Source organism: Mycolicibacterium stellerae (assembly GCF_003719305.1).
In the GTDB taxonomy this organism is placed as follows: domain Bacteria; phylum Actinomycetota; class Actinomycetes; order Mycobacteriales; family Mycobacteriaceae; genus Mycobacterium; species Mycobacterium stellerae.
Genome location: NZ_RARC01000008.1, coordinates 121,276 through 144,484, shown reverse-complemented (window position 1 = coordinate 144,484; position 23,209 = coordinate 121,276). Strand labels below are relative to the sequence as shown.

Annotated in this window: 26 protein-coding genes; 14 read left to right on the top strand and 12 right to left on the bottom strand. The window is 67.2% G+C overall.

The features are described from left to right. Positions 1 to 31 precede the first annotated feature (31 nt). Together D6M19_RS13035 and D6M19_RS13030 are read left to right on the top strand one after the other, a co-directional pair. Positions 32 to 829, top strand: coding sequence for an alpha/beta hydrolase (locus tag D6M19_RS13035; RefSeq protein ID WP_123025643.1), 798 nt, complete (start codon positions 32 to 34; stop codon positions 827 to 829). Between the two features lie 2 nt (positions 830 to 831). Continuing rightward, positions 832 to 1,128 carry an MGMT family protein gene (locus tag D6M19_RS13030; RefSeq protein WP_123025642.1) on the top strand — a complete coding sequence of 99 codons (297 nt, stop codon included), beginning with the start codon at positions 832 to 834 and terminating at the stop codon, positions 1,126 to 1,128. Positions 1,129 to 1,410: 282 nt separating this feature from the next. On the opposite strand, the gene D6M19_RS13025 is transcribed toward D6M19_RS13030, so the two are convergent. From D6M19_RS13025 to D6M19_RS13015, 3 genes are all read right to left on the bottom strand, one after another. Further along, positions 1,411 to 2,265, bottom strand: coding sequence for a TIGR02569 family protein (locus D6M19_RS13025; protein WP_123025641.1), 855 nt, complete (start codon positions 2,263 to 2,265; stop codon positions 1,411 to 1,413). A gap of 80 nt (positions 2,266 to 2,345) precedes the next feature. After that, a complete protein-coding gene (gene moeZ / locus D6M19_RS13020) occupies positions 2,346 to 3,524 on the bottom strand; it encodes an adenylyltransferase/sulfurtransferase MoeZ (protein ID WP_123025710.1) in 1,179 nt (392 codons plus the stop codon). Between the two features lie 87 nt (positions 3,525 to 3,611). Next, entirely contained in the window at positions 3,612 to 4,682 is a 1,071-nt protein-coding gene (locus tag D6M19_RS13015) for a DUF3152 domain-containing protein (RefSeq protein WP_407665332.1), read from the bottom strand. Positions 4,683 to 4,795: 113 nt separating this feature from the next. Between D6M19_RS13015 and D6M19_RS13010 the strand changes: the two genes are divergently transcribed. Further along, a complete protein-coding gene (locus tag D6M19_RS13010) occupies positions 4,796 to 5,449 on the top strand; it encodes an HTH-type transcriptional activator FasR (protein ID WP_123025639.1) in 654 nt (217 codons plus the stop codon). On the opposite strand, the gene D6M19_RS13005 is transcribed toward D6M19_RS13010, so the two are convergent. Beyond that, on the bottom strand, positions 5,436 to 5,693 hold the full coding sequence (locus tag D6M19_RS13005) for a DUF3107 domain-containing protein (RefSeq protein ID WP_123025638.1): 258 nt from the start codon (positions 5,691 to 5,693) through the stop codon (positions 5,436 to 5,438). The genes D6M19_RS13010 and D6M19_RS13005 overlap by 14 nt on opposite strands. 178 nt (positions 5,694 to 5,871) lie before the next feature. Between D6M19_RS13005 and D6M19_RS13000 the strand changes: the two genes are divergently transcribed. Then, complete coding sequence (locus D6M19_RS13000; RefSeq protein WP_123025637.1) at positions 5,872 to 6,594, top strand: hypothetical protein; 723 nt, start codon at positions 5,872 to 5,874, stop codon at positions 6,592 to 6,594. Positions 6,595 to 6,601: 7 nt separating this feature from the next. Here the strand turns inward: D6M19_RS13000 and D6M19_RS12995 are convergent, their stop codons facing one another. After that, entirely contained in the window at positions 6,602 to 7,306 is a 705-nt protein-coding gene (locus D6M19_RS12995; protein ID WP_123025636.1) for a ferritin-like fold-containing protein, read from the bottom strand. Positions 7,307 to 7,528: 222 nt separating this feature from the next. On the opposite strand from D6M19_RS12995, the gene D6M19_RS12990 reads away from it, so the two are divergent. Further along, positions 7,529 to 8,992: a DEAD/DEAH box helicase gene (locus D6M19_RS12990; protein ID WP_123025635.1), complete on the top strand. Its 1,464-nt coding sequence runs from the start codon at positions 7,529 to 7,531 to the stop codon at positions 8,990 to 8,992. A 17-nt stretch (positions 8,993 to 9,009) separates the two neighbouring features. Beyond that, positions 9,010 to 10,221, top strand: coding sequence for an Rv3212 family protein (locus D6M19_RS12985; protein WP_123025634.1), 1,212 nt, complete (start codon positions 9,010 to 9,012; stop codon positions 10,219 to 10,221). Here the strand turns inward: D6M19_RS12985 and D6M19_RS12980 are convergent. Then, positions 10,218 to 11,051, bottom strand: a complete 834-nt coding sequence (locus D6M19_RS12980; protein ID WP_164478466.1) for a ParA family protein — start codon at positions 11,049 to 11,051, stop codon at positions 10,218 to 10,220. The two genes, D6M19_RS12985 and D6M19_RS12980, sit on opposite strands and share 4 nt — an antisense overlap. A 50-nt stretch (positions 11,052 to 11,101) precedes the next feature. Here D6M19_RS12980 and D6M19_RS12975 point away from each other — a divergent pair, with 50 nt between their 5' ends. Genes D6M19_RS12975 through D6M19_RS12965 form a run of 3 tightly spaced genes read left to right on the top strand, consistent with a single transcriptional unit; the run spans position 11,102 to position 13,316 of the window. Further along, the gene (locus tag D6M19_RS12975; protein WP_234834835.1) at positions 11,102 to 11,743 is read left to right on the top strand and encodes an acid phosphatase; all 642 of its coding nucleotides are present in this window, start codon (positions 11,102 to 11,104) and stop codon (positions 11,741 to 11,743) included. Next, positions 11,740 to 12,837 carry an isochorismate synthase gene (locus D6M19_RS12970; RefSeq protein WP_123025633.1) on the top strand — a complete coding sequence of 366 codons (1,098 nt, stop codon included), beginning with the start codon at positions 11,740 to 11,742 and terminating at the stop codon, positions 12,835 to 12,837. The genes D6M19_RS12975 and D6M19_RS12970 overlap by 4 nt, the downstream gene beginning before the upstream one ends. Continuing rightward, a complete protein-coding gene (locus D6M19_RS12965) occupies positions 12,834 to 13,316 on the top strand; it encodes a GNAT family N-acetyltransferase (RefSeq protein WP_123025632.1) in 483 nt (160 codons plus the stop codon). The genes D6M19_RS12970 and D6M19_RS12965 overlap by 4 nt, the downstream gene beginning before the upstream one ends. On the opposite strand, the gene D6M19_RS12960 is transcribed toward D6M19_RS12965, so the two are convergent. From D6M19_RS12960 to D6M19_RS12950, 3 genes are read right to left on the bottom strand one after another with little or no spacing between them, the layout of a single operon-like run. After that, entirely contained in the window at positions 13,262 to 13,696 is a 435-nt protein-coding gene (locus D6M19_RS12960; RefSeq protein ID WP_123025631.1) for a hypothetical protein, read from the bottom strand. The two genes, D6M19_RS12965 and D6M19_RS12960, sit on opposite strands and share 55 nt — an antisense overlap. After that, on the bottom strand, positions 13,693 to 14,139 hold the full coding sequence (aroQ, locus tag D6M19_RS12955; RefSeq protein WP_123025630.1) for a type II 3-dehydroquinate dehydratase: 447 nt from the start codon (positions 14,137 to 14,139) through the stop codon (positions 13,693 to 13,695). Before aroQ ends, D6M19_RS12960 begins: the two co-directional genes overlap by 4 nt. Then, on the bottom strand, positions 14,136 to 15,944 hold the full coding sequence (locus D6M19_RS12950) for a bifunctional sugar phosphate isomerase/epimerase/4-hydroxyphenylpyruvate dioxygenase family protein (protein ID WP_123025629.1): 1,809 nt from the start codon (positions 15,942 to 15,944) through the stop codon (positions 14,136 to 14,138). Before D6M19_RS12950 ends, aroQ begins: the two co-directional genes overlap by 4 nt. A gap of 76 nt (positions 15,945 to 16,020) precedes the next feature. Between D6M19_RS12950 and D6M19_RS12945 the strand changes: the two genes are divergently transcribed. The 4 genes from D6M19_RS12945 (at position 16,021) to D6M19_RS12930 (ending at position 20,128) form a co-directional block, all read left to right on the top strand. After that, positions 16,021 to 16,668 (top strand): TetR/AcrR family transcriptional regulator, encoded by a 648-nt coding sequence (locus D6M19_RS12945; protein ID WP_123025628.1) that lies wholly within the window; start codon positions 16,021 to 16,023, stop codon positions 16,666 to 16,668. A gap of 173 nt (positions 16,669 to 16,841) precedes the next feature. Then, positions 16,842 to 17,699: a shikimate dehydrogenase gene (locus D6M19_RS12940; RefSeq protein ID WP_123025627.1), complete on the top strand. Its 858-nt coding sequence runs from the start codon at positions 16,842 to 16,844 to the stop codon at positions 17,697 to 17,699. A 35-nt stretch (positions 17,700 to 17,734) separates the two neighbouring features. Continuing rightward, entirely contained in the window at positions 17,735 to 19,090 is a 1,356-nt protein-coding gene (locus D6M19_RS12935) for an MFS transporter (RefSeq protein ID WP_123025626.1), read from the top strand. 78 nt (positions 19,091 to 19,168) lie between these two features. Further along, positions 19,169 to 20,128, top strand: a complete 960-nt coding sequence (locus D6M19_RS12930; RefSeq protein ID WP_123025625.1) for a diacylglycerol/lipid kinase family protein — start codon at positions 19,169 to 19,171, stop codon at positions 20,126 to 20,128. Between the two features lie 58 nt (positions 20,129 to 20,186). Here the strand turns inward: D6M19_RS12930 and D6M19_RS12925 are convergent, their stop codons facing one another. After that, entirely contained in the window at positions 20,187 to 20,402 is a 216-nt protein-coding gene (locus tag D6M19_RS12925; protein ID WP_123025624.1) for a hypothetical protein, read from the bottom strand. Positions 20,403 to 20,998: 596 nt separating this feature from the next. Here D6M19_RS12925 and whiB1 point away from each other — a divergent pair. Further along, positions 20,999 to 21,253 carry a transcriptional regulator WhiB1 gene (gene whiB1 / locus D6M19_RS12920; protein WP_123025623.1) on the top strand — a complete coding sequence of 85 codons (255 nt, stop codon included), beginning with the start codon at positions 20,999 to 21,001 and terminating at the stop codon, positions 21,251 to 21,253. Between the two features lie 110 nt (positions 21,254 to 21,363). On the opposite strand, the gene D6M19_RS12915 is transcribed toward whiB1, so the two are convergent. Together D6M19_RS12915 and D6M19_RS12910 are read right to left on the bottom strand one after the other, a co-directional pair. Further along, positions 21,364 to 22,860 carry a two-component system sensor histidine kinase PdtaS gene (locus D6M19_RS12915; RefSeq protein ID WP_123025622.1) on the bottom strand — a complete coding sequence of 499 codons (1,497 nt, stop codon included), beginning with the start codon at positions 22,858 to 22,860 and terminating at the stop codon, positions 21,364 to 21,366. 24 nt (positions 22,861 to 22,884) lie between these two features. Further along, positions 22,885 to 23,100, bottom strand: coding sequence for a biotin/lipoyl-binding carrier protein (locus tag D6M19_RS12910; protein WP_014208824.1), 216 nt, complete (start codon positions 23,098 to 23,100; stop codon positions 22,885 to 22,887). Positions 23,101 to 23,209: the final 109 nt, after the last annotated feature.

Sequence of the window (23,209 nt, the reverse complement as noted above, 5' to 3'; positions counted from 1 at the left end):
CCGCTCACGGCGTGCGCTTAGCATCGACGCCGTGGCCAGCAACTCGCATTTCCTCAATGTGCATCGATTCGGCCCCGAGCAGCCGGCGCAGATTCTCGCCGTGCACGGGCTGACCGGACACGGGCTTCGGTGGCGGACGCTGGCGACCGAGCACCTGCCCGGCTTCTCGATCCTCGCACCGGATCTGCTGGGGCACGGCAGGTCGTCGTGGGAAGCCCCGTGGACATTGGAGTCCAACGTCGCCGTGCTCGCCGAGCTGCTCGGCACCCACACCAGTCGCCCCGTGGTGGTCGTCGGGCACTCGTTCGGCTGTGCGGTGGCGCTCAGACTGGCCGTCGCGCGCCCTGACCTCGTGGCGTCGCTGGTCCTGCTCGACCCGGCCGTCGGCCTCGACGGTGCGTGGATGGCCAATATCGCAGACGACATGATGGCCTCGCCGTTCTACCTTGACCGCGACGAGGCGCGAAACGAGAAGGCGTCCGGGTCGTGGGCCGACGTTGATGCCGCCGAACTGGACGCCGAACTCGACGAGCATCTGATCGAGCGGCCGGACGGCCGGTGCGGCTGGCGGATCAGCATCCCAGCGATGATGTCCTACTGGAGCGAGCTGGCACGCGATTTCGTGGTGCCGCACAAGGGAATACGGACGACACTGGTCCGGGCCACCCGGACCAGTCCGCCCTATGTGACCGAGGCGCTCGTCACCGCGCTGCAGGAGAAGCTCGGCCCGCGGTTCTCGCTGGTCGATTTCGACTGCGATCACATGGTGGCCCAGGCCAAACCGGTCGATACCGCCGCGGTGATCCGCGACCGCCTCGAACACGCCTAGCCATGGCCGCCATCACCGACGAACAGGTCGAGGCGGTGCGCGCGCTGGTCGCGTCGATCCCGGCTGGCCGGGTGGCCACCTACGGTGACATCGCCTCGGCGGCGGGGCTGCCGAGCCCGCGCATCGTCGGATGGATCATGCGCACCGACTCCTCCGACCTGCCCTGGCACCGGGTGATCTCGGCGTCGGGGAGGCCCGCCAAGCACCTGAGGGACCGGCAGCTGGAACTGCTGCGCGCAGAAGGGGTGCTCGCGGTCGACGGACGGATCGCGTTGGCGCACGTGCGCCACGGCTTCTGAGTCCGGACATCGGCCGCACGAGCGCCGCGGCTTGGAACACCCGGCGAGTTGCCCGCCTTCGGGCGACATTGTCGCCAATAGTTAGAGGGGTGTCGGCTTCGACGACATTGTCGCCAAGAGGCGGGCACCACGCCGGTGGTCCTTCCCGCCGCACCGGCATGAAATTCCTGTCACGCCGGTGGTCCTTCCCGCCGCACCGGCATGAAATTCCCGAATTCTGCACACGTGTCGTGGTATTCCAGCTGTGCGCGACCATTCTGCAGAAGTCAGCGGCGCCGAGGCTCAGAGCATCAGCCGCACGAGCGCCGCGGTGCGGGCCAAACCGGGAAACGCGGCGGCCGTCGACCGTGGGTGCAGGGCGTGCACGGCAAGCCTGAACATCAACGCGCGCAACAACATCTGCGGCCACTCCGGCAACGGCGCCCACCGCTCGATCAGGCCGTCGTCGGCCTCGCCCCACGAGATCGCGTCGACCACCACAACGCCTGCCGCCCACGCCGCCGGACGCCAGTACGGCGTGATGTCGGTGATGCCGGGCGCCGCCGTCCCCGCGAAAAGCACTGTGCCGTAAAGGTCGCCGTGCACAAGCTGGCTCGGGCTCTTCGTCGGCTTGCGCAGTCCGGCCAATTGGTTGATCAGTTCGATCGACCGCTGACTGTCCGCCGATCCCGGGGAAACGCGTGCGCCGGGGGCCAGCGACTGCAGCGGGCGTTCCTCCCATGCCGCCCGGTCGGCGGCGATGAACACGTCGACGTCTGCCCACGGCGCGACCGGCGGCTGCGTCAGGAACCGGGGCCGCTCCAACTTCGCCGTCGCCTCGTGTAGCCGCACCGCGGCCGAGACGACCTCGTCATGGCGCGGCTCCGGGGTACCTGCGACAAAGGTGTCCGCGCGCCAGCCGGCAACGACATACCGCCCGTCGGTCGACCGGACCGGCCTGGCGAGCCGGACGCCGTCGACGAAAAGTGTCTCTCGGACCTTCGCCGCCCATGCGGCGCGGGCATGGTCGGCAACCATTGACAGCACGACTTCGCCGCACCGCCAGCCACCCTCCCAGCCGGCGCCGAGTTGCACGGGACGCAGGCCACTGACGCCGAACGCCACCAGCACATGATCTGGTGGGCGTTCGTCATTCACAGCGCCAGGCTACCGTCGGCGCAGGCCAGAAAGCCTTCGCTGACCAGCTGTGTCCGCCAGCTGTTTAAGCCTGGACCCAGTCAGTACATGACCATGTCGGGCTCGAGCTGTTTACCCCACGCCACGATTCCACCCTGCACGTGAAGCGCGTCCGAGAAGCCGGCCTTCTTCGCGATGGCCAATACCTCGGCCGAGCGCACGCCGGTCTTGCAGTAGAACACCGGGGTGCGGTCGACCTGCAGCCTGGCAAGCGCTTCACCCGATTCAAATTCCGACTTCGGGATCAGCTCTGCGCCCTCGATTCGGTTGATGTCCCACTCCACCTGCTCGCGGACGTCGATCAGGGACACCGACTTACCGGAATCGATCATCTCGCGCAGCTCGCGCGGGGTGACGGTGGAGTCGGCCGCGGCCTCGGCGGCAGCGTCGGAAACCACACCACAGAACTCCTCGTAGTCGATCAGTTCGGTGATCTTCGGCGTCGCCGGATCCTTGCGGATCTTGATGGTGCGATAGGTCATGTCGAGCGCGTCGTAGACCATCAGCCTGCCGAGCAGCGGTTCGCCGATGCCGGTGATCAGCTTGATCGCCTCGGTTCCCATCACCGACGCGATCGACGCGCACAGGATGCCGAGCACGCCGCCCTCCGCGCAGGACGGCACCATGCCTGGAGGCGGCGGCTCCGGATACAGGTCGCGGTAGTTGAGGCCGACACCGCCTGGGGCGTCCTCCCAGAACACCGACACCTGGCCCTCGAACCGGTAGATCGATCCCCACACATACGGTTTGCCTGCCAACACCGCCGCGTCGTTGACCAGGTAGCGGGTGGCGAAGTTGTCGGTGCCGTCCAGGATCAGGTCGTAGGACTCGAAAAGGTCGACGGCATTGTCGGGCTCCAGCCGGACCTCGTGCAGCCGCACGTCCACGAGCGGGTTGATCTCCCGGATGGAGTCACGCGCACTCTCGGCCTTCGACCGGCCGATGTCGGATTGCCCGTGGATGATCTGGCGCTGCAGGTTGGATTCGTCGACCACGTCGAACTCCACGATGCCGATCGTGCCGACGCCCGCGGCCGCGAGGTACAGCAGCGTCGGCGAGCCGAGCCCACCGGCGCCGATGACCAGCACACGCGCGTTCTTCAGCCGCTTCTGACCGTCCAGCCCGAGGTCGGGAATGATCAGATGGCGGCTGTAGCGCGCAACCTCTTCGCGCGTCAGCTCAGCCGCGGGCGCTACCAGTGGCGGCAACGGTGTAGGCACCGATACCCTCCTCGATTCGAAGTCGGGGTTGCTTTCCATCACAACAGTTACCCAGCTCAACGGCAATCACGGCCAAGACCTTCCCGGCTAAGGGATGGGGTACGGCCACGGGTTGGGCTTGCAGGTCTTGCCGTCCGCCTTGACCCATTCCGGGTCGAAGCGGGAATTGTCGTTGTCGCTGGTGGAGAAGGTTTGTTGCATCATCACCGGTGCCAGCTGGCCGTTCTCGGCGCACGGCTCGTGACGCTGATAGCCGATCGCGTGGCCGACCTCGTGATTGATCAGGTACTGGCGGTAGGCGCCCACGTCGCCCTGGAACGGCACCGCACCGCGTACCCAGCGGGCCTCGTTGATGAATACCCGCGGCTGGCCGTCGGGGGTGAAGGACGGGTTGTAGCAGGACGTCTCGATGGGAATCTCGTAGCCGCAGCCCTCACGCAACGTCATCGGCGTGGTCAGCGACACCCGGAAGTCGGGCTCGCCGCTGTCGATTCGGGTGAACGCGAACTGCGGGTTGTGTGTCCAGCTCTTCGGGTTGGCCAGGGTCTGGCTGACCATCCGCGCGAAGTTGTCATCGCCGCCGAACGAGGTGGTGTCGATGCCGTCCTCGACCTCGACGGTGTAGGTGAACGTCTTGGTGGTGCCCTCGCCGGCCTTCGGATCGGCGCCGGGCACGATGTGCCAGGTCTTGGCGCCTGCCTCGGTGTAGGGGCCGCCGTCGGGCAGCATGCCGGTCGGCAGGTTGGCGTCGAACTGGGTCAGCCCCTTGGGCGGTGCGCCGACGATCGCCGTGCTGGCCGCATCGATAGTGGGCGGCCCCTGCGCGGGACCCGACTCCTCCCCGGTGCCCGACACACTGGTTCCGGTGACCGTCGAATACACCACCCACACCGTGAGCGCGACGAGTGCGGGCAGCGCGTAGGCCCGCCAGCCGTAGGTCGAGATGAACCAACCGAGCCAGGTCTGCTTACGCCACCGGCGCCGCTCATCCCGGTTCGACCTGGGCCGGCCGGAGTCCTCGGCGAGCGGATCGCGCTGAGCGCGCAGAGGCTCGCGCCACTCGTCCCGCAGCACGGGAACACGTCCTCTGTTGGACTCGGGGTCGCGACGCGGTTGGCCTCCGGCGCTCCGCATGCGGCGCCCCGGGTCGTAGGTCACCGGACCAGGATGGCATAGACCTGCGCCGCACCACCGTCCTGACGCGTACCTCCACCAACGGGTAGTAGTGTCGATGCGAACGAGGCCGGGTTGCGGCCAGATAGTAGGGAGCGATGAGCGATCTCGCCAATGCCACCGAATCGAGGGGTGGCGGGGCAGCCCCCAATCGGCGTGGCAGCCGGCTGCCACGCGACGAGCGCCGCGGACAGTTACTCGGCGCTGCCAGCGAGATTTTCGTCGACCGTGGCTACCACGCCGCAGGAATGGACGAGATCGCCGATCGGGCGGGTGTCAGCAAACCTGTTCTCTATCAACACTTCTCGTCGAAGCTGGAGCTGTATCTCGCGGTGCTGGCCCAGCACGTCGACAACCTGGTCTCCGGTGTGCGCCAGGCGCTGCGCACCACCACCGATAACCGGCAGCGGCTGCGCGCCGCCGTGCAGGCGTTCTTCGACTTCATCGAGCACGACGGCCAGGGTTACCGGCTGATCTTCGAGAACGACTACGTGACCGAGCCACAGGTGGCCGCGCAGGTCAAGGTCGCCACCGAGTCCTGTACCGATGCGGTGTTCGACCTGATCAGCAGGGACTCCGGCCTCGAGGCCCACCGCGCCAGGATGATCGCGGTCGGGCTGGTGGCGCTCAGCGTCGACTCCGCCCGCTACTGGCTCAACAACGACAGGCCGACCACCAAGGACGCCGCTGTCGAGGGGACCGTGCAGTTCGCCTGGGGCGGCCTGTCACACGTGCCGCTTACCCGTTCTTGACCGCCTCGGCGCCCACGACGCCGACGCCGAATCCGACCCGCCGAATGTCGGCGGCACCAATCTCGACGTAGGCGATCTTGGCTGCCTGTACCAGGAATCGACGACCTTTCTCGTCGGTCAGCGCCAGCACGCCCGAATCCTCACCCAGCGCATCGGTGATCAGCTTCTCCACCTCGGTGGGCGTCTGCGCGCTGTTGAAGCTGATCTCGCGCGGGCTGTCCGTGACACCGATCTTGACCTCCACGCTGGGTCCTCTCTGAGTCTTCGCTTTATCGAATTCGTTCTCCTGAGAAAGGCTAGTGGACACGTCTGGGTGAACTGAGTCCGGACCGTTACCAACACGCTGGGCTCGTGACCTCATCTGTCACTTCTGCATCGATAGCATCAGGCCTGCATCACTCGAACGGACGAGGATTACGCGCATGAACAGGCCTTCTTCGCCTTGGGCAGCCGGATCGGTCACCGACCGGATTCACGACGACGTGGACGACGAATTCGTCGACGCCGAGGACTACGACGCGTACGCCGACTATGACGACTACGACGACGATGACTACGACGCCTACGGCGGTTACGCCGTCGATCACGACGACCGACGCTGGCTGTGGGTGGCCAGCGTCGCGGGCATCGTGCTGCTGATCGCCGTGGCGGGCACGTTGATGATTCTCAGCGGAGGCGACAGCGGCACCACCTCTGCGACGGTGTCCCCGTCCACCAGCAGGCCCGTCCCGTATCCCAGCGATGCGCCAAGCAGGACGCCGTCGGCGACCGCGTTGCCGCCCGAGACCATCACAAGCGTCACGCCGACGCCGACCGCCGCGCCGCCAAGCGCCATCGCCGAGCCGACGGAAGTCGCGCCGCCACCCGCGGCCAGCCCGGGCACCGTCACCTACACCGTGACGGGGAACCGTCAGCTCTTCGATCTGGTCACGATCATCTGGACCGACCAGCAGGGCGCTCTGCAGACCGACGTGAACGTCGCACTGCCCTGGACGAAGCAGGTGACACTCGATCCGGGGGTATCGCTCACCTCGGTCACCGCGACCAGCGTGGGCGGTCAGCTCAACTGCTCGATCACCGACGGTGCGGGCGAGACGCTGGTGGCGCAGAACAACAACACGATGATCACCAACTGCACCCGCTGAGCCGGCGTCAGGCCAGGCCGAGCTCCTGCATGCGAGAGCTGTGCGTGCGCTGCATACGTTCGAAGAACTCGGTCAGCTGGCCCAGTCCTTCGGTGCCTGCCAACACCAGGTCGACGAGCTCGTCGTGGTCGGCCATCACAAATTGGGCCTGGGTGATCGCCTCGCCGAGCAGCCTGCGCGACCACAACGCCAGCCGATGACGCTGCTTCTGACTCGAGGTGACCGCCTTGCGGACCTCGGCGACGACGAACTGCGAGTGGCCCGTCTCGGCGAGCACCGCGCGGACGACGTCGGCGACTTCGGATGGCAGCACGTCGGCGATCATGAGATGGAAGTCGGCCGCAAGCGCGTCGCCGATGTAGGTCTTCACCAGCGCCTCCAGCCAGGTGCTGGGAGTGGTGAGCCGGTGATAGTTCTCCAGCGCCGATGCGTATCTCGTCATCGCAGGAACGACGTCGACGCCTCGACGGGCGAGTTCGTCGTGCAGCAATTCGTAGTGCGCCATCTCGGCGGCCGCCATGCTGGCCATGTTGATCCGGCCGAGCAGGTTGGGCGACATCCGTGCCTCGTCGGTGAGCCGGTAGAACGCGGCCACCTCGCCGTAGGCCAGCAGCGCGAAGAGCTCGTTGACCCCGGGATGGTCGGGCGAAACGCCCGACGCCGCCGACGTGGCGATGTGCTCCGGAGATGCCGCAGGCTGCGTCGAACTCATGCGCCCAACTCTAGACGGCGACCGGCTGACTGACCGCCCGGCAAACCCTACCGGTATCATGGGTGCGGGCGGTGGCTGCAGACAGCGGCTCGCTACCCAAGAAATGTGCGTGCACGACGTTGGCCCGCCTACCTCAGCGCAGGGCCCCGCGAAGTTTTCTCGACATACTCGTGCGCGCGTGGACGCAACGAGGAATGAATCGAAAGGCTTCGTCTACCAAGCATGACTGTACTCAATCCAACATTTGCCAAACTCGGGGTCCGCGACGAAATAGTTCGCGCACTGGCCGAAGACGGCAAGGAACATACATTTGCCATTCAAGAGCTGACCCTGCCGCTGGCGATGGCGGGCGACGACTTGATCGGACAGGCCCGCACCGGCATGGGCAAGACGCTGGCGTTCGGCGTGCCGCTGCTGCAAACGATCACCACCGACACTGAACGTCCACTGACCGGCGCCCCGCGGGCCATCGTCGTGGTGCCCACCCGCGAACTGTGCCTGCAGGTATACGGCGACCTCTCGCTGGCCGCGAAGTACCTGACCGTTGGCGACCGCAAGCTGTCGGTGGTGGCGATCTACGGCGGGCGCGCCTACGAGCCGCAGATCGACTCGTTGCGGGCCGGCGCCGATGTCGTCGTCGGCACCCCGGGACGGCTCCTCGACCTGGCTCAGCAGGGGCACCTGCAGCTCGGCGGCATCTCCGTGCTGGTGCTCGACGAGGCCGACGAGATGCTCGACCTCGGCTTCCTGCCCGATATCGAGCGAATCCTGCGGCAGATCCCCCAGTCGCGGCAGTCGATGCTGTTCTCGGCGACGATGCCAGATCCGATCATCACGCTGGCCCGCAGCTTCATGAATCAGCCGACGCACATCCGCGCCGAGTCGGCGGCGTCGTCTGCCGTGCACACCACCACCGACCAGTTCGCCTACCGCGCCCATGCGCTGGACAAGGTGGAAATGGTCAGTCGGCTGCTGCAGGCCCGCAGTCGCGGCGCCACGATGGTCTTCACCCGCACCAAGCGCACCGCGCAGAAGGTGTCCGACGAGCTCGCCGAGCGCGGCTTCAAGGTGGGCGCCGTGCACGGCGACCTGAACCAGAGCGCCCGCGAGAAGGCTCTCAAAGCCTTCCGCACCGGTGAGATCGACGTGCTGGTCGCCACCGACGTGGCCGCCCGCGGCATCGACATCGACGACGTCACCCACGTCATCAACTACCAGATCCCCGAGGACGAGCAGGCCTACGTGCACCGCATCGGCCGCACCGGCCGCGCGGGCAAGAGCGGTGTCGCGGTCACCCTGATCGACTGGGATGAACTGGCACGCTGGGAAATGATCGACAAGGCGCTGGGTCTGGGTCACCCGCATCCGGCCGAAACCTATTCCAGCTCACCGCATTTGTACGAAGAGCTGGACATCCCGACCGATGCGGCGGGAAGGATCGGCCCGGCTGCGCCCGCAAAGGCCGCCAAACGGCCCCCTCGCGACGCCGCCGAGGCGCCAGCACGCACCCGCACCAAGTCGCGTCGCCGCACGCGCGGCGGCAAGCCGGTGAGCGGTCACCCGGAGGGCGATAAGCCTGCCGAGACGTCCGACAACGGCGACAAACCCGCCGCAGAAGGCGAAGGGGCCACCCGCAAGCGTCGCCGTCGTCGCCCGCGCAAGGCCGCCGCGGCGACCGCCAACTAGCACGGTCCCGCCCGCCGATGGTCAAACCCGAGCGTCGCACCCGGGCCGACCTCATTGCCGCCGCGGCGATCGCCGTCGTGGTCGCCGTCGTCGCCGCGCTGATCTGGTGGACCAGCGACGCAAGGGCCACCATCAGCAGGCCCGCCGCGTCGCCGGTGAAGACACTCACACCCGCCAAGGTCGTTCCGGCGTCACTGCGGGAACTGTGGACGGCGCCGAGCCCGAAGACCACGATGCCGCTGCTCGCGGGCGGCAGCGTGGTGACCGGGGCCGGCCACCAGATCGACGGCCGCGACCCGAAGACGGGATCGGTGTTGTGGAGCTACACCCGCGACCTCGACCTGTGCGGGGTCACCACGGTGTACAACTACGCGGTCGCCGTCTATCCCGACAGTCGGGGTTGCGGCCAGGTGACCACCATCGACGGGCAGACCGGTATGCGCGGCCCTGGCCGAACCGCCTACGCCGACCCCGAGATCGCGCTGTCCTCCGACGGCACCACGGTGCTCGCTGCAGGGGCCAGCAGGCTCGAGCTCTGGCGTTCCGACATGGTCCGGATGATCAGCCACGGCGCGCTGGACGCCCCGATCAAACCCGGCGTTCCAGGCCCGGTGCTGTGTCGACTGGGATCCGCGGCGGCCAGCAATGCTGCGGTGGCGGTGCTCGAGGCGTGCCCCGACCAGCCCGACGTGCGGCTGACGGTGTTGCGGCCCGCCAAGGAGGAGGACACCCCCGACCTCAAGTACGTGCCGCTGCCCGGCGTCAAGGAGGACTCCGGCGCCAGGGTGGTCGCCGTCTCCGACACCACCACCGCCGTCTACGTGCCCGTGCCGAGGCCGTCGCTGATGATCGTCGACGAAACCGGGTCGACGACGGCCAACCTGCCACTGCCCAAGCCACCGTCGCCGGAGGCCGCCGCAACCCACCCCGGTGACCTGATCACGTGGTGGACCGGCAACGCCGTGATGGTGTTCTCCGCCAGCGGCATGCAGTACCGCTTCACCGTCGGCCCGGCCGGGGCCCACGTGCCGATCGGACCGGCGACGATGATGGCCGGGCGGTTGATCATCCCGGTCAGCGACGGCGTCGGCGTCTACGACCCGACGACGGGTGTCAACGAACGCTTCATCCCGTTGCGGCGCCAGCCTGCGCAGTCGGCAGTGGTGCCCGGCGTTGCCGGCGCCGTGCTGCTGGAGCAGCGCGGGCCCTCGCTCGTCGCGCTCGGTTAAACCTCGGGCGCGAACGTCGCAAGCGCCTTGCCCGACTTCCAGTGCTTGAGCAGGGCGGCGGCCAACTCACGGTAGGCGACGGCACCCTTGTTCTTCCGGCCTGCCAGCACCGAGGCACCCGACGCGGTCGCCTCGGCGAAGCGCACCGTGCGGGGAATCGGCGGCGCAAGCACCGGCAGGTCATACCGGTCGGCGACGTCGAGCAACACGTCGCGGCTGTGGGTGGTGCGTGAGTCGTACAGCGTGGGAAGCGCACCAAGAAGCGTGAGATCGGCGTTGGTGATCTGCTGAACGTCGGTGATCGTGCGCAGGAACTGGCCGACCCCGCGATGTGCGAGGGTCTCGCACTGCAGGGGAACGATCACGTCGTCGGCGGCGGTCAGCCCGTTGAGGGTGAGCACGCCCAACGACGGCGGGCAGTCGATGATCACCACATCGAAGGGCTGATCCGATGTCGCCGCCGCTGCGGCTCCGACACCGAGTTTCGCCAGTGCCCGTTTGAGCGCGTACTCGCGGCCCGCCCGCATCAGCAGCATCGCTTCGGCGCCTGCCAGGTCGATGTTGGCAGGCAGCAGCGTCATTCCCTCCGATGTCGACACCAGCGCCGCGGACGGCTCCACGTCGCCGAGCAGCACCTCATGGATCGACACCGCCAGCTTGTCGGGGTCCTGGCCGAGCGAGAACGTCAGGCATCCCTGGGGGTCCAGGTCGACGAGCAGCACCCGTCGCCCTTTCTCCGCCATCGCCGCACCCAACGACGCCACCGTCGTCGTCTTGGCTACCCCACCCTTTTGATTGGCGACCGCAAGTACTCGCGTCACACTGTCCATACAAGCACGCCTACAGACACCGGCGCCCCGCGTGGGGCAGAATCGCCCACGTGAAGGTGGCCCGGAGCCGCGATGGCGGCGACATCAGGCTGCAGCACCGGCTGCTTCTGCTGCGACATGGCGAGACCGAGTGGTCGCTCAGCGGCAAGCACACCAGCCGCACCGACCTCGACCTCACCCAGACCGGTCGAGGTCAGGCGAAGGCGGCCGGCGAGACAATCGCCCAGCTGAACCTGGACAACCCCTACATCATCAGCAGCCCGCGTAGACGCGCCATCGTGACCGCCGAGCTGGCCGGGCTCGACGTCGACGAAGTGAATCCGCTGATCAGCGAATGGGATTACGGCGACTACGAAGGCATGACCACCCCGGAGATCCGCGAGGCCGTGCCGAACTGGCTGGTCTGGACGCACGGCTGTCCAGGCGGCGAAACCACCGCCGCGGTATGCGAACGGGCCGACCGGGCGATCGCGTTGGCATTGGAACACATGGCGACACGCGATGTCGTCTTCGTGGGACACGGGCACTTCTCCCGCGCGGTCATCACCCGCTGGGTCGAGCTGCCCGTATACGAGGGGATCCGGTTCGCGATGGCCGCGGCGTCCATCGCCGTGTGCGGCTACGAGCACGGGGCACGACAGCTCAACGCACTCGGGTTGACCGGGTATCCGAATCCGACCGTGTTCACGTGACCCGCGAGCCGACGTTCGTCCTCGCCACAGCTGGCAGCGCCGTCGTCGCCGAAGGCGTGCACACGGCATACAAGAGCATCGCGGACGCGCGCACCTCGCTGACCTCGCACAGCACCCCGATCATCGTGGGCGCCTTGCCGTTTGACATATCAAGGCCTGCCGCTCTGATGCGGCCGCAGGACGTGGCTTTCCTCGACGCGCTTCCGATGTGGCCGTTGCGGCCGCTGCCCGCTGTGCGGGTGGCCGAGACGCTGCCCGACCCCGATGAGCACCGCGCCAGGATCGCTGCGGCGGTGCAGCGGCTGCGGGACCCGGCGAGCGGACTGCACAAGGTGGTGCTCGCCCGCGCGTTGCGGTTGGTGGCCGACGGCCGGCTCGACGCGCGCACGATCATCGACCGTCTCGTCTCCGCTGATCCGGCGGCCAACGCCTATCTCGTCGACCTGACGGCCGCGGGCGGCGACTATTCGGGGACCGTGCTGATCGGCGCGAGCCCCGAGCTGCTTGTGGCCCGCCACGGCGAACGCGTGGCCTGCGCACCGTTCGCGGGTTCGGCGCCGCGAATGTCGGATCCGGATGCGGACCAGGCCAGTGCGGACGCCCTTGCCGCGTCGGAAAAGAACCGCCACGAGCACGCGCTTGTCGTCGACGCGATGCGCACCGCGCTCGATCCGCTGTGCGTCGATCTGCGAATTCCGTCTACTCCCAAGCTGAGTCGCACCGCCGCGGTCTGGCATCTGTCCACACCCATCAGCGGACGGCTGCGGGAGAAGTCAACGACCGCTTTGGATCTCGCACTTGCCCTGCACCCGACCCCGGCGGTCGGCGGAGCGCCTGCAGCAGCAGCTGCGGAACTGATCGGCGAGATCGAGGGTGACCGGGGATTTTATGCCGGCGCCGTCGGCTGGTGCGACCAACGCGGCGACGGCCGCTGGGTGGTGTCCATTCGGGGTGCGCAGCTGTCGGCCGACCGTCGCACCGCCGTGGCGCACGCAGGCGGCGGAATCGTCGCCGAATCCGATCCCGACGACGAAGTAGACGAAACCACAACGAAATTCACCACCATCCTGTCGGCCCTGGAGGCCCAACCATGATCATCCGGCGAGCGGAGCCCGGCGACGAGGTCGAGTTGACGGCGATGATTCACGAGCTCGCCGAGTTCGAACAGGCCGGCCATGAATGCACTGTCACCGAATCACACTTGCGCACAGCGCTTTTCGGCGATATGCCGACGGTGCACGGCCATATCGCCGTGGAGGACGGGCAGGCCGCCGCAGGCGCGCTCTGGTTCCGCAACTTCTCGACGTGGGACGGCGTCGCCGGCATCTACCTCGAGGATCTGTTCGTGCGCCCGCAGTTCCGCCGTCGCGGGTTGGCCCGCGCGATGCTGGCCGCACTGGCCCGCGAATGCGTCGAGGGCGGCTATACCCGGTTGTCGTGGGCGGTGCTCGACTGGAACGTGAACGCGATCGCGCTCTACGATGCCGTCGGCGGAAAGCAGATGAACGAGTGGATCACCTATCGGGTGTCGGGCCCGGAGTTGTCGGCTCTGGCCGAGCCGCCGGAGTCGTGAGCGCCGCTGAGCCACCGCACGGCCGACGGGCTGAACAGCAGCGCCAGCGTGACGATCGCGACGATGGCGAGACCGATGCCGTAGATCAACCGCCCAGAGCCGACGCCGAGATACCAGGCCACCGGCAACAGCAGCAGCTGGGCGAACACGGCGACGCCACGCCCCCAGCGGTGGCCGGTCCACAGCGCCCAGCCCGCCGCGAGTACGGCTCCACCGAAGATCACGAACCATCCCGCGGTGCCGAACATGTTCAGGCCCGGCTCGTCTCCGCCTCGGATGCCGCTCACGACGTAGACGATCGCGGCCAGCACACCCGTCGCCCCTTCGAGCGCCACCAGAACGGCGGCCCGCCGAACAGATGTCGGCGGGGGCACCGTCACGGCGTGTGCCCTTGCGCGAGATATCGGACGGCGGCCGCGTAGCCTTCCGGACCCGCCCCTGCCACCACCATCTCGGCGACCGCGGAGACATACGAGTGGTGCCGGAACGGCTCCCTGCGATGGATGTTCGACAGGTGCACCTCGGCCACCGGCAGGTTCACCGCGCTCAACGCATCGGCGATCGCGATCGACGTGTGGGTCAACGCACCGGGATTGATCACGATGCCGCAGCAGTCGTTGCGGGCATTGTGGATCTCGTCGATCAGGACGCCCTCGTGGTTGCTCTGCACCGCCCGCACATCGAGCCCGTGCTCGGCGGCGGTCACGGTCGCGAGCTTCTCTATGTCGGCGAGCGTGACGGTGCCGTAGACCTCGGGTTCGCGGGTGCCGAGCAGGTTCAGGTTGGGCCCGTTGACGAGGAGCAGCCTGTGCCGATGTGTCACGTGCGTACGGTACCGACACCCGCGCCGCGCTGGGCGGCCAACCGCACCGGCGCGTTGTCGGCGCCATAGCCGTCATACCGTCCGCGCCGCTGTACGAACTCGAAGAACACCGTGCCGACCGTGCGGGTGTAGAAGTGCACGAAGTCGCCACCAGCATCCCTGTCGTAGAGCAGGTTGAGTTCGCGGTAGGTGTTGACGGTGGCGTCGTCGAGACCGAACCGCCCGGACAGGTAGTCGTAGTAGTTGTCAGGAACTGCCAACAGCTGCGCCCCGTTCGCCCTCGCGGCGCGGGCCAGGCCGACGACGTCGGAACACGAGAACGCCACGTGCTGAGGCATACTCGCCTCGCCGAGAATGTGCGGCGCGACGTTCAGCAGCAACCGCACCGCGTCGTCGGCGGTGCGCATCGACTGGCTCCGCACCAGCCCGTTGGGACCGGGCACCTCGGCGGGGGTGTCGGCCGACAGACCGAACACGCTGGTGAAGAACAACACCGCGTCGTCGAACGTCTGCCAGGGTTGCGCCAGGTTGACGTGGTCGATGCCGCACACTGGGGTGGCCGCCGCGGGCAGGCCGTTCTCGAACTCGTCGACCCAGGCGGAGTCGCTGACCCAGTACATCTCGGTGCCGTCGGGTGCGACGGCGGCGCCGAGCGTCTGCTCGCTGGCGTAGGTCCTGCGGTAGGCGACGGGCGCCATCAGTTCGGCCGCCCGGCGAGAGGTGGCGACGGCGTCGGGCACCTGCAGGCCGACGGCCGCGACGTGCGGAATCTGGTCGCGCGCCTGCTGTTCGTTGAGCACGACGCGGGCGTCGCCTGCCGACCACAGCGACACCGGCTTGGTGCGGTGCCGACCGCCCGGCGTGAAGCCGAGCTGCTGTAGCGCCACCTCCACCTCGCTGGTGTCCTCTGCCTTGATCTCGACGAAGTCGAAGCCGGTCGGCGGCTTGGTCTCGGTGAGGGTGGCAAGGTCACGGCGCCAGCCCTCGGGCGCCAGCGCGGCGGTTCTGTCCTGCAACCACAGGAGTGAGCGCAGGGCGTGGACGGCGGTGCGGTCGGGGTCGGTCTGCCGGAAGGTGTCGTTGAACACCTCGAGCGACAGCGGTCCCTGGTAACCGGTGGCCAGCACGTGGGATAGGAACCCGGGGAGGTCGAACGCGCCCTCGCCGGGGAACAGCCGGTGGTGGCGGCTCCACGAGAGCACGTCCATGCTCAGCGCGGGCGCGTCGGCGAGTTGTAGGAAGAAGATCTTGTCCGCCGGGATGTCCTCGATCGCCGACGGGTCGTGGCCGCGGGACAGCACGTGGAAGCTGTCGAGGCAGACGCCGACGTTCGGGTGGTCGGCGAGGGCGGCGACGCGCCAGGCGCGCCGGTAGTCGTCGATGTACCTGCCCCAGGCCAGCGCTTCGAACGCGACCTTGATGTCGTATCGCGCGGCCAGGTCGCCGAGGCGACGCAGTTGGTCGGCCGACACCTCGTCGGAATCAACCGTCGCGGTCGCGACATTGCTGCACACCAGGACGAGGTCGATGCCGAGGCGTTTCGCCGTCGCGAAGGTGGCGGCAGCGCGGCGCAGGTTCTCGGTGAACAGCTCCTCGTCGACGCCCTCGATATCCCGCAACGGCTGGTAGAGGTCGAGCGACAGCCCGAGCCGGCTGCTCAGCGCGCGGATCTCCTCAGGGCTGTGGTCGTTGGCGATCAGGTCGGGTTCGAACAATTCCACCCCGTCGAAGCCGGCGGCCGCGCAGGCGTGCAGCTTCTCGGTGAGCGACCCGCTCAGTGAGACGGTTGCGATGGACGTCTTCATGGGCTCAACCTTCCGACCAGATTAATGTACGGAATGGTTAGTTACATCACAAGCGCCAGCCGGTAAGCTGCCCGTTGTGACCGCCGAGCCGCGTCCCGAACCGTTGCGCGACGCCGAGCGCACCCGGTCCGATCTGATCGAAGTGGCTACCGCGGTGTTCGCCGAGCAGGGTTACTCGGGCGCCCGCGTCGACGAAATCGCCGAGCGGACCCGGACCACCAAGCGGATGATCTACTACTACTTCGGCGGTAAGGAACAGCTGTACCTGGCGGTTCTGGAGAACGCCTACCGCGGCATCCGCGAGGCCGAGCAGCGACTGCAGGTCGACCATGTCGACCCGGTCGACGCCATCAGGGCCGTGGCCGAGATGACCTTCGACCACCACATCGCCCATCAGGACTTCATCCGGCTGGTGGCCATCGAGAACATTCACCGCGGCCAGTTCATCGCCCGCCTCGACACGCTGCGCACATTGGGCGCGCCTGCCACCTCACTGCTCGGGCAGATCCTCGACCAGGGCCGTGAGCGGGGAGTTTTCCGAGACGACGTGGATGCGCTCGACGTGCACATCCTGATCAGCAGCTACTGCGTGTTCCAGGTGGCCAACCGCTACACCTTCGGCCACCTGTTCGATGTCGACTTCACCGAACCGGACACCCACGCCCACCTGCGGCGGATGCTGGGCGACGTGGTCGTCGGCTGGCTGACGTCCCGGCATCAGTGATTTCGGCGCGCTGACCGACGCTCACCGCACGTGAGCGCGCCGAAATCACTCGCACGTAGCGACGCGGATCACATTCACCTCTTGACGAGACGCGCGCCACTGTGTTGGACTTCACGTACGTACTAGTTCGTACATTACGGAAGCTAGTTCGTACATTACGGAAGCGGAATCCAATGGCGCATCGTCCCTATCTGGTCGGGCTGGTCGGCACGGGTGTCGGCCCATCGCTGACCCCCGCGCTGCACATGGCCGAGGCAAGCGCTCAAGGCCTGGACTACCTCTACCGCACCATCGACCTGACCGCCGTCGGCATCGCCTCCGAACGAATCGGCGAGGTACTCGACTGGGCCCGCGCACTCGGCTTCGACGCGCTGAACGTCACCCACCCCTGCAAGCGCATCGTCATCGAGCACCTCGACGATGTCGACGACGTCGCCGCTGAGCTCGGCGCGGTGAACACCGTCATCTTCGACGGACCTCGTACGGTCGGATACAACACCGACACAACAGGTTTCGCGCTCGGATTCACCGAGGGCCTGCCCGGCGCGGCCACCGACAACGTGGTGCTGATCGGGGCGGGCGGCGCAGGCGCCGCAGTCGGCGACGCGCTGCTGCGCCTCGGCGCCGACCACCTGACGATCGTCGACCTCGACGTCGAACGGGCCACCGCGCTCGCGCGCGAACTGGCCGCCATGCGTCCAGAGGCGCGGGTCGACGCGTCGTCCCCGGAGAAACTGGCCGTGCTGCTGCCCGCCAGCGACGGCGTCGTGCACTGCACTCCCACCGGCATGGCCGAGCACCCCGGCATGCCGCTGGACCCCGAGCTGCTGCACCCCGGCCTGTGGGTGACCGACATCGTCTACCGGCCGCTGGACACCGAGCTGCTTGGCGCGGCGCTGGCTGCGGGATGCCGCGTCTGCGACGGCGGCCACATGGCCGTGCACCAGGCCGCAGAAGCCTTCGCGCTTATCACCGGCGTCAGCCCCGATGCCGAACGCATGTCCCGCCACTTCCGCCGCCTCGTCGGCTGACCAAAACAACCACCGAGAGAAGAAATAGGAGAATCATGAGCGGCATCGCAACCACCAAACCCGATGGCACGGGCGGTGATTCGCAACGGCGAACCCCCGGACGCGCCGCAGTGGCCAGCTTCATGGGCAGCGCCGTCGAGTACTACGACTTCTTCCTGTTCGGCACCGCGGCGGCGCTGATCTTCCCGAAGGTGTTCTTCCCTTCGGGCGACGACGCGGCACAGGTTCTGTCGTTCGCGACATTCGGTGTCGCCTACGTCGCACGCCCGGTCGGCGCCTTCGTCCTCGGCCACTTCGGCGATCGCATCGGCAGGCGCAACGTGCTGATGTTCACGCTCGTGTTGATGGGTGTGTCGACCTTCGCGATCGGCTGCCTGCCCACGTACGCCGCCGCCGGCTGGCTCGCGCCTGCGCTTCTGGTCCTGTGCCGCCTCCTGCAGGGTTTCTCCGCCGCGGGAGAGCAGGCCGGCGCCAGTTCGCTGACCCTGGAACACGCCCCTGATCACCGCCGCGCGTTCTTCACGTCGTGGACCCTGACCGGCACGCAGGGCGGCCTGATCCTGGCCTCGCTTGTGATGATTCCGTTCGTGTCGCTGCCCGACGACGCCGAACTGTCCTGGGGGTGGCGAGTCCCGTTCTGGCTCAGCGCAATCGTCGTCGTGGTGGCCTTCTTCATCCGTCGGCGGCTGCATGAGACACCTGAGTTCGACGAGGCAAAGGCCACCGGTGCGCTCGCCCGGATGCCACTCAAGCCGCTGCTGCAGAACCACTGGAAGGACGTGCTGCGGGTGTTCTTCTGCGCGTTCATCGCCGCGGTGTCGACGGTGATTACGACTCTGGCCATCGCCTACGGCAAGAAGGTCGGCCTGGAAAGCGCCATCACGGTGTGGCTCGTCGTGGTCGCCAACGTGTTCGCGCTCGGTACTCAACCGCTGTTCGGCATGCTCGCCGACCGGATCGGACGCAAGCCGGTGTTCATCTACGGCGCGTTGTCGTCGGCGGCCATGTTGCCCTTCTACCTGCTGTCGATGAGCAGTGGTAACACCGTGCTGACCTTCGCGCTGGCGGTCGCCACCTTCGCCTTCGGGTACGGGGCCGCGAACGCGGTCTGGCCGTCCTTCTACGGCGAGATGTTCAGCACCCAGGTGCGGTTCTCCGGTATGGCGATCGGCACCCAGCTCGGCTTCCTGGTCGCCGGCTTCGCGCCTTCGATCGTCACTGCGCTCGGCGGCGTCCGCGAAGGTGGCTGGGTTGTCATCAGCGTCTTCACCGCCGTCGTCTGCGTCATCGCGACAGTGGCCGCGTTGACCGCGCGGGAGACCAAGGACGTTCCCACCGCACTGCTCGGGCGCAAGCTGCCCGATTCGCAGAAGGCTCTGGTGAACGGCTGAGCACGACCACGTGCACGCGGATGTCCATCGAGCTGGGCTGAGCCGGCCCGACACCTGACCCGGATAGGCTCTTGGCTCGTGCGCGCCGTGCTGATCGTCAACCCCAACGCGACGTCGACCACGCCCGCCGCTCGCGATCTTCTCGCCCATGCGCTGGAGAGCCGGGTCAAGCTGACCATCGCCCACACCGACAGCCGCGGTCATGCCATCGACATCGCCCGCGACGCGGCCCGTGACGGCATCGACGTGCTGATCGTGCACGGCGGCGACGGAACCGTGAACGAAGTCGTCAACGGCGTCCTCGGCGAGTGCGGCCGGACACCGCCCAAGAACACCCCCGCGGTCGGCGTGGTGCCCGGCGGGTCGGCGAACGTGTTCGCCCGTGCGCTCGGCATCAGCCCGGACCCGACCGAAGCCACCAACCAGCTCGTCGACCTGCTTGGCGAGCACCGGCGGAGAAAGCCCTGGCGGCGCATCGGCCTGATGGACTGCGGCGAGCGCTGGGGCGTCTTCACCGCAGGCCTCGGGGTGGACGGCGACGTGGTGGCGGCCGTCGAGGCCCAGCGGGACAAGGGCCGCAAGGTCACCGCATCGCGCTACGTCCGCGTCGCCGTGCGGGAAATGCTGGCCAACGCCCGCAAGGATCCGTCGCTGACGCTTCATCTGCCCGGTCGTGACCCGGTTTCCGGCGTGCATTTCGCGTTCGTGTCCAACGCCAGCCCGTGGACCTATGCCAACACCAGGCCGGTGTGGACGAACCCCACCACCACGTTCGACACCGGGCTGGGCGTTTTCGCCACGACCAGCATGAATGTCTGGGCCAACCTGCGGCTGGTCCGGCAGATGTTGTCGAAGAAGCCCAAGATCGTGGCCAAGCATCTGATCCGCGACGACGACCTCGCGTGGGTCAGGGTGACCAGTGACACCCCGGTGGCCTGCCAGATCGACGGGGATTACCTCGGATTGCGCGACGATGTCACGTTCCGGTCGGTGCCCGAGGCCCTCGCGGTGGTCGCACCGCCCGCGAAAAAACTTTGAGCGAAAGAAGTTGTGAAGCGGATACGAAGCCGTCCCCTCCGCGGCTTCGTATCCGCGATTAGGACGGTAGGTGCCGCGTGCCCGGGGGAATACAGGGATTTCCCTGGCCGGTGGGCGCGTTCACGGCGACGAGCAGCCGTATCGGGTGCCCAAGACCATGCAGTTGCGCTGCCGCCTCGCCAAGCGCGGCGACGACGTCGTCGAGGCCCGCCCGACGGAAGGCGGGCTGATACCACTCCATGAGGAAGCACCCTCGCGTCGCAGGAGTGGTCACCGCATCGACGCTACTGGCCGTGCGTGTCGTCCGAAGCAGGGTTTTCCCTGGTATCGGCGTCGCCGAGTCGCGAGTGCAGGTGGGCACGCGAGCGGATTCCGAGCGGTAGGCGCTGCTCAGGTTCATTTCGACGGTTTTGGGTGCCAGGAACGGGCGACACCATCACCGTCACCCAGATCTCCGTTGCCCAAGCACCGACAGTTGTCGTCTGATGTCACAACGGGCAACTACCAGCCCCGCCGCGTGCCAGATCGACAGGGGTTATCTCGGATTGCGGCGAAGTTGTGACGTTCCAGACGACGCGGGAGGCGTTCAGCTAGGTCACAGCGCCCCTGAAATGTCGTTGAGCTGCATCGATCGCGGCGGGCTGGCTCAACGAGAGCGCAAGTGGGTTGAGTGTAGTACAAACGAGTGAGGCGATTGCGAACAGATTGCCGTAGTGAGATACCCCACGAGTTACCGAACGGTATTGACACCTGTTCAGCGTGTGGGAGCATCGAAGTAAGCAACAGTGCAGAAACAATTTGTTCGCACGCGTTAACAGCCGAAGAAAAGCTCGTGCGCCCCGCTGCGCACATAGTGAGGAGAGTTGAAACATGGATTGGCGCCACAAGGCGGTCTGTCGCGACGAGGATCCGGAACTGTTCTTCCCGGTGGGAAACAGCGGTCCGGCGCTTGCGCAGATTGCTGACGCGAAGCTCGTGTGCAACCGCTGCCCGGTCACGGCCGAGTGCCTGACCTGGGCATTGGACTCCGGCCAGGATGCCGGCGTCTGGGGCGGGATGAGCGAAGACGAGCGGCGCGCACTCAAGCGACGCAACGCCCGCACGAAGGCCCGCACCGGCGTCTAGCCTCACCGCAATCTCACGGAAGCGGCCCCGGCAAAAAGTCGGGGCCGTAACTGTGTGCAATTGCAATTGTCCGATTTGCGCAACGATCGGCGATTTAGGTAAACGGCCGGCTACTGCGCCAGTCGCGCACGCCTTCCGATCGGAACGCGCAGCACCACGTCGGTGCCGCCGGTGGACGAGGCGTGCATCCCCAACGAACCGTCGAGTTCGGCCGACACCAATGTCCGGACGATCTGCAGCCCCAACCGGTCGGCCTTCTCGAGACTGAAGCCCTCCGGCAGGCCGCGGCCGTCGTCGTGGACGACAACGTCGAGCCAGCGCGCTGAACGCTCCGCACGAATGGTCACTTCTCCGGCGTCGGTGGTGCCGTCGAAGGCATGCTCGATGGCGTTCTGCACCAGCTCGGTGATCACCATGACCAACGCCGTCGCACGGTCCGCATCGAACACCCCGAAATCACCCGTCTTGCTGATGCGGATCGGAGTGTCAACGGTGGCAACGTCATTCATCATCGGCAGGATCCGGTCCACCACGCCGTCGAGGTTGACCTCCTCATCCACCGACATCGACAGCGCGTCGTGCACCAGCGCGATCGACGACACCCGGCGCACGGACTCGGTCAGGGCCTCTCGGCCCTCGGCGTTGTTGGTCCGCCTAGCCTGAAGTCGCAGCAGCGACGCGACGGTCTGCAGATTATTCTTCACCCGGTGGTGGATCTCGCGGATCGTGGCGTCCTTGGACAGCAGCGCACGGTCGCGGCGCTTGATCTCGGTGACGTCGCGGATGAGCATCGCCGCACCAACCGCTTCGCCGTGCACCACCAGGGGCATTGTGCGCAACAGGACGGCCGCACCTCCTGCGTCGACCTCCATCCGCATGCTGGATCCGCCGACGAGTGAGTCGCGCACGTGGTCGGCCATTTCCTGCGCCTCGAACGGGTCGGAGATCAGCGGCCTGGTCACCGCGACCAGGTTCTGCCCCTCCAGTTCGGCGGTCAGGCCCATCCGGTGATAGGCCGACAGCGCGTTCGGGCTTGCGAATACCACCACACCTGCCACGTCGAGCCGGATGAACCCGTCACCGACCCGGGGGCTGGACCGCGAGATCGAGAGGTCCCCGACGTTGGGGAAGGTGCCCTCGGACAGCATGTGCACCAGATCGCCAGCGCAGTCGAGATAGGCGCGCTCCAGCGGGCTGGCCTTGCGTGCGGCGAATGCGGTCTGGTGGGTGAGAACGGCGACGATGTTGTTGTCGTAACGAACCGGCACCGCCTCGCTCGAGATGGAGTTGCCTGGCGCTGAATCGGCTTGCCCCTCTTGGCTTTCCCGCCCGATCGCGCCCGATTTGAACGCCGCGGTGACCAACGGCATATCGCCGTCTGCGGCGAGCGTGCCCACGGCGTCGGCCAGCAGCACGGTCGGTGCGGTGTTGGGCCGGCACTGCGCCACACAAACCAGGGCGCCGTCGTCGCGGCGCACCCACATCAGATAGTCGGCGAAGGACAGATCGGCCAGCAGCTGCCACTCACCGACCACCGCGTGCAGATGGTCGACGGCATTGCCGGGCAGCATTGTGTGCTCGGCGAGCAGATCACCGAGGGTAGACATCGGGCCCTACGGGGAAAACCAGCGCTAGCTGATCACTGCGATGAGGTCGCCGGCCTGGATGACGTCGCCAACGGACACGCTCACCTTGCTGACGGTCCCCGCCACTTCGGCGAGCACCGGGATCTCCATCTTCATCGACTCCAGCAGCACCAGGGTGTCGCCCTCGCCGATCTGATCGCCCTCGTTCACCACGACCTCGAGCACACTGGCCACGATCTCGGCGCGAACATCCTCGGCCATCTTCACCTCATTCACATTGGCTGCCTGCCGCTCTATCGAACCACAACCACATGGGGGCAGACTGCTCACCGGCTCATGAGAGAATGGAGAAGACGCGCCCCGCTGGATG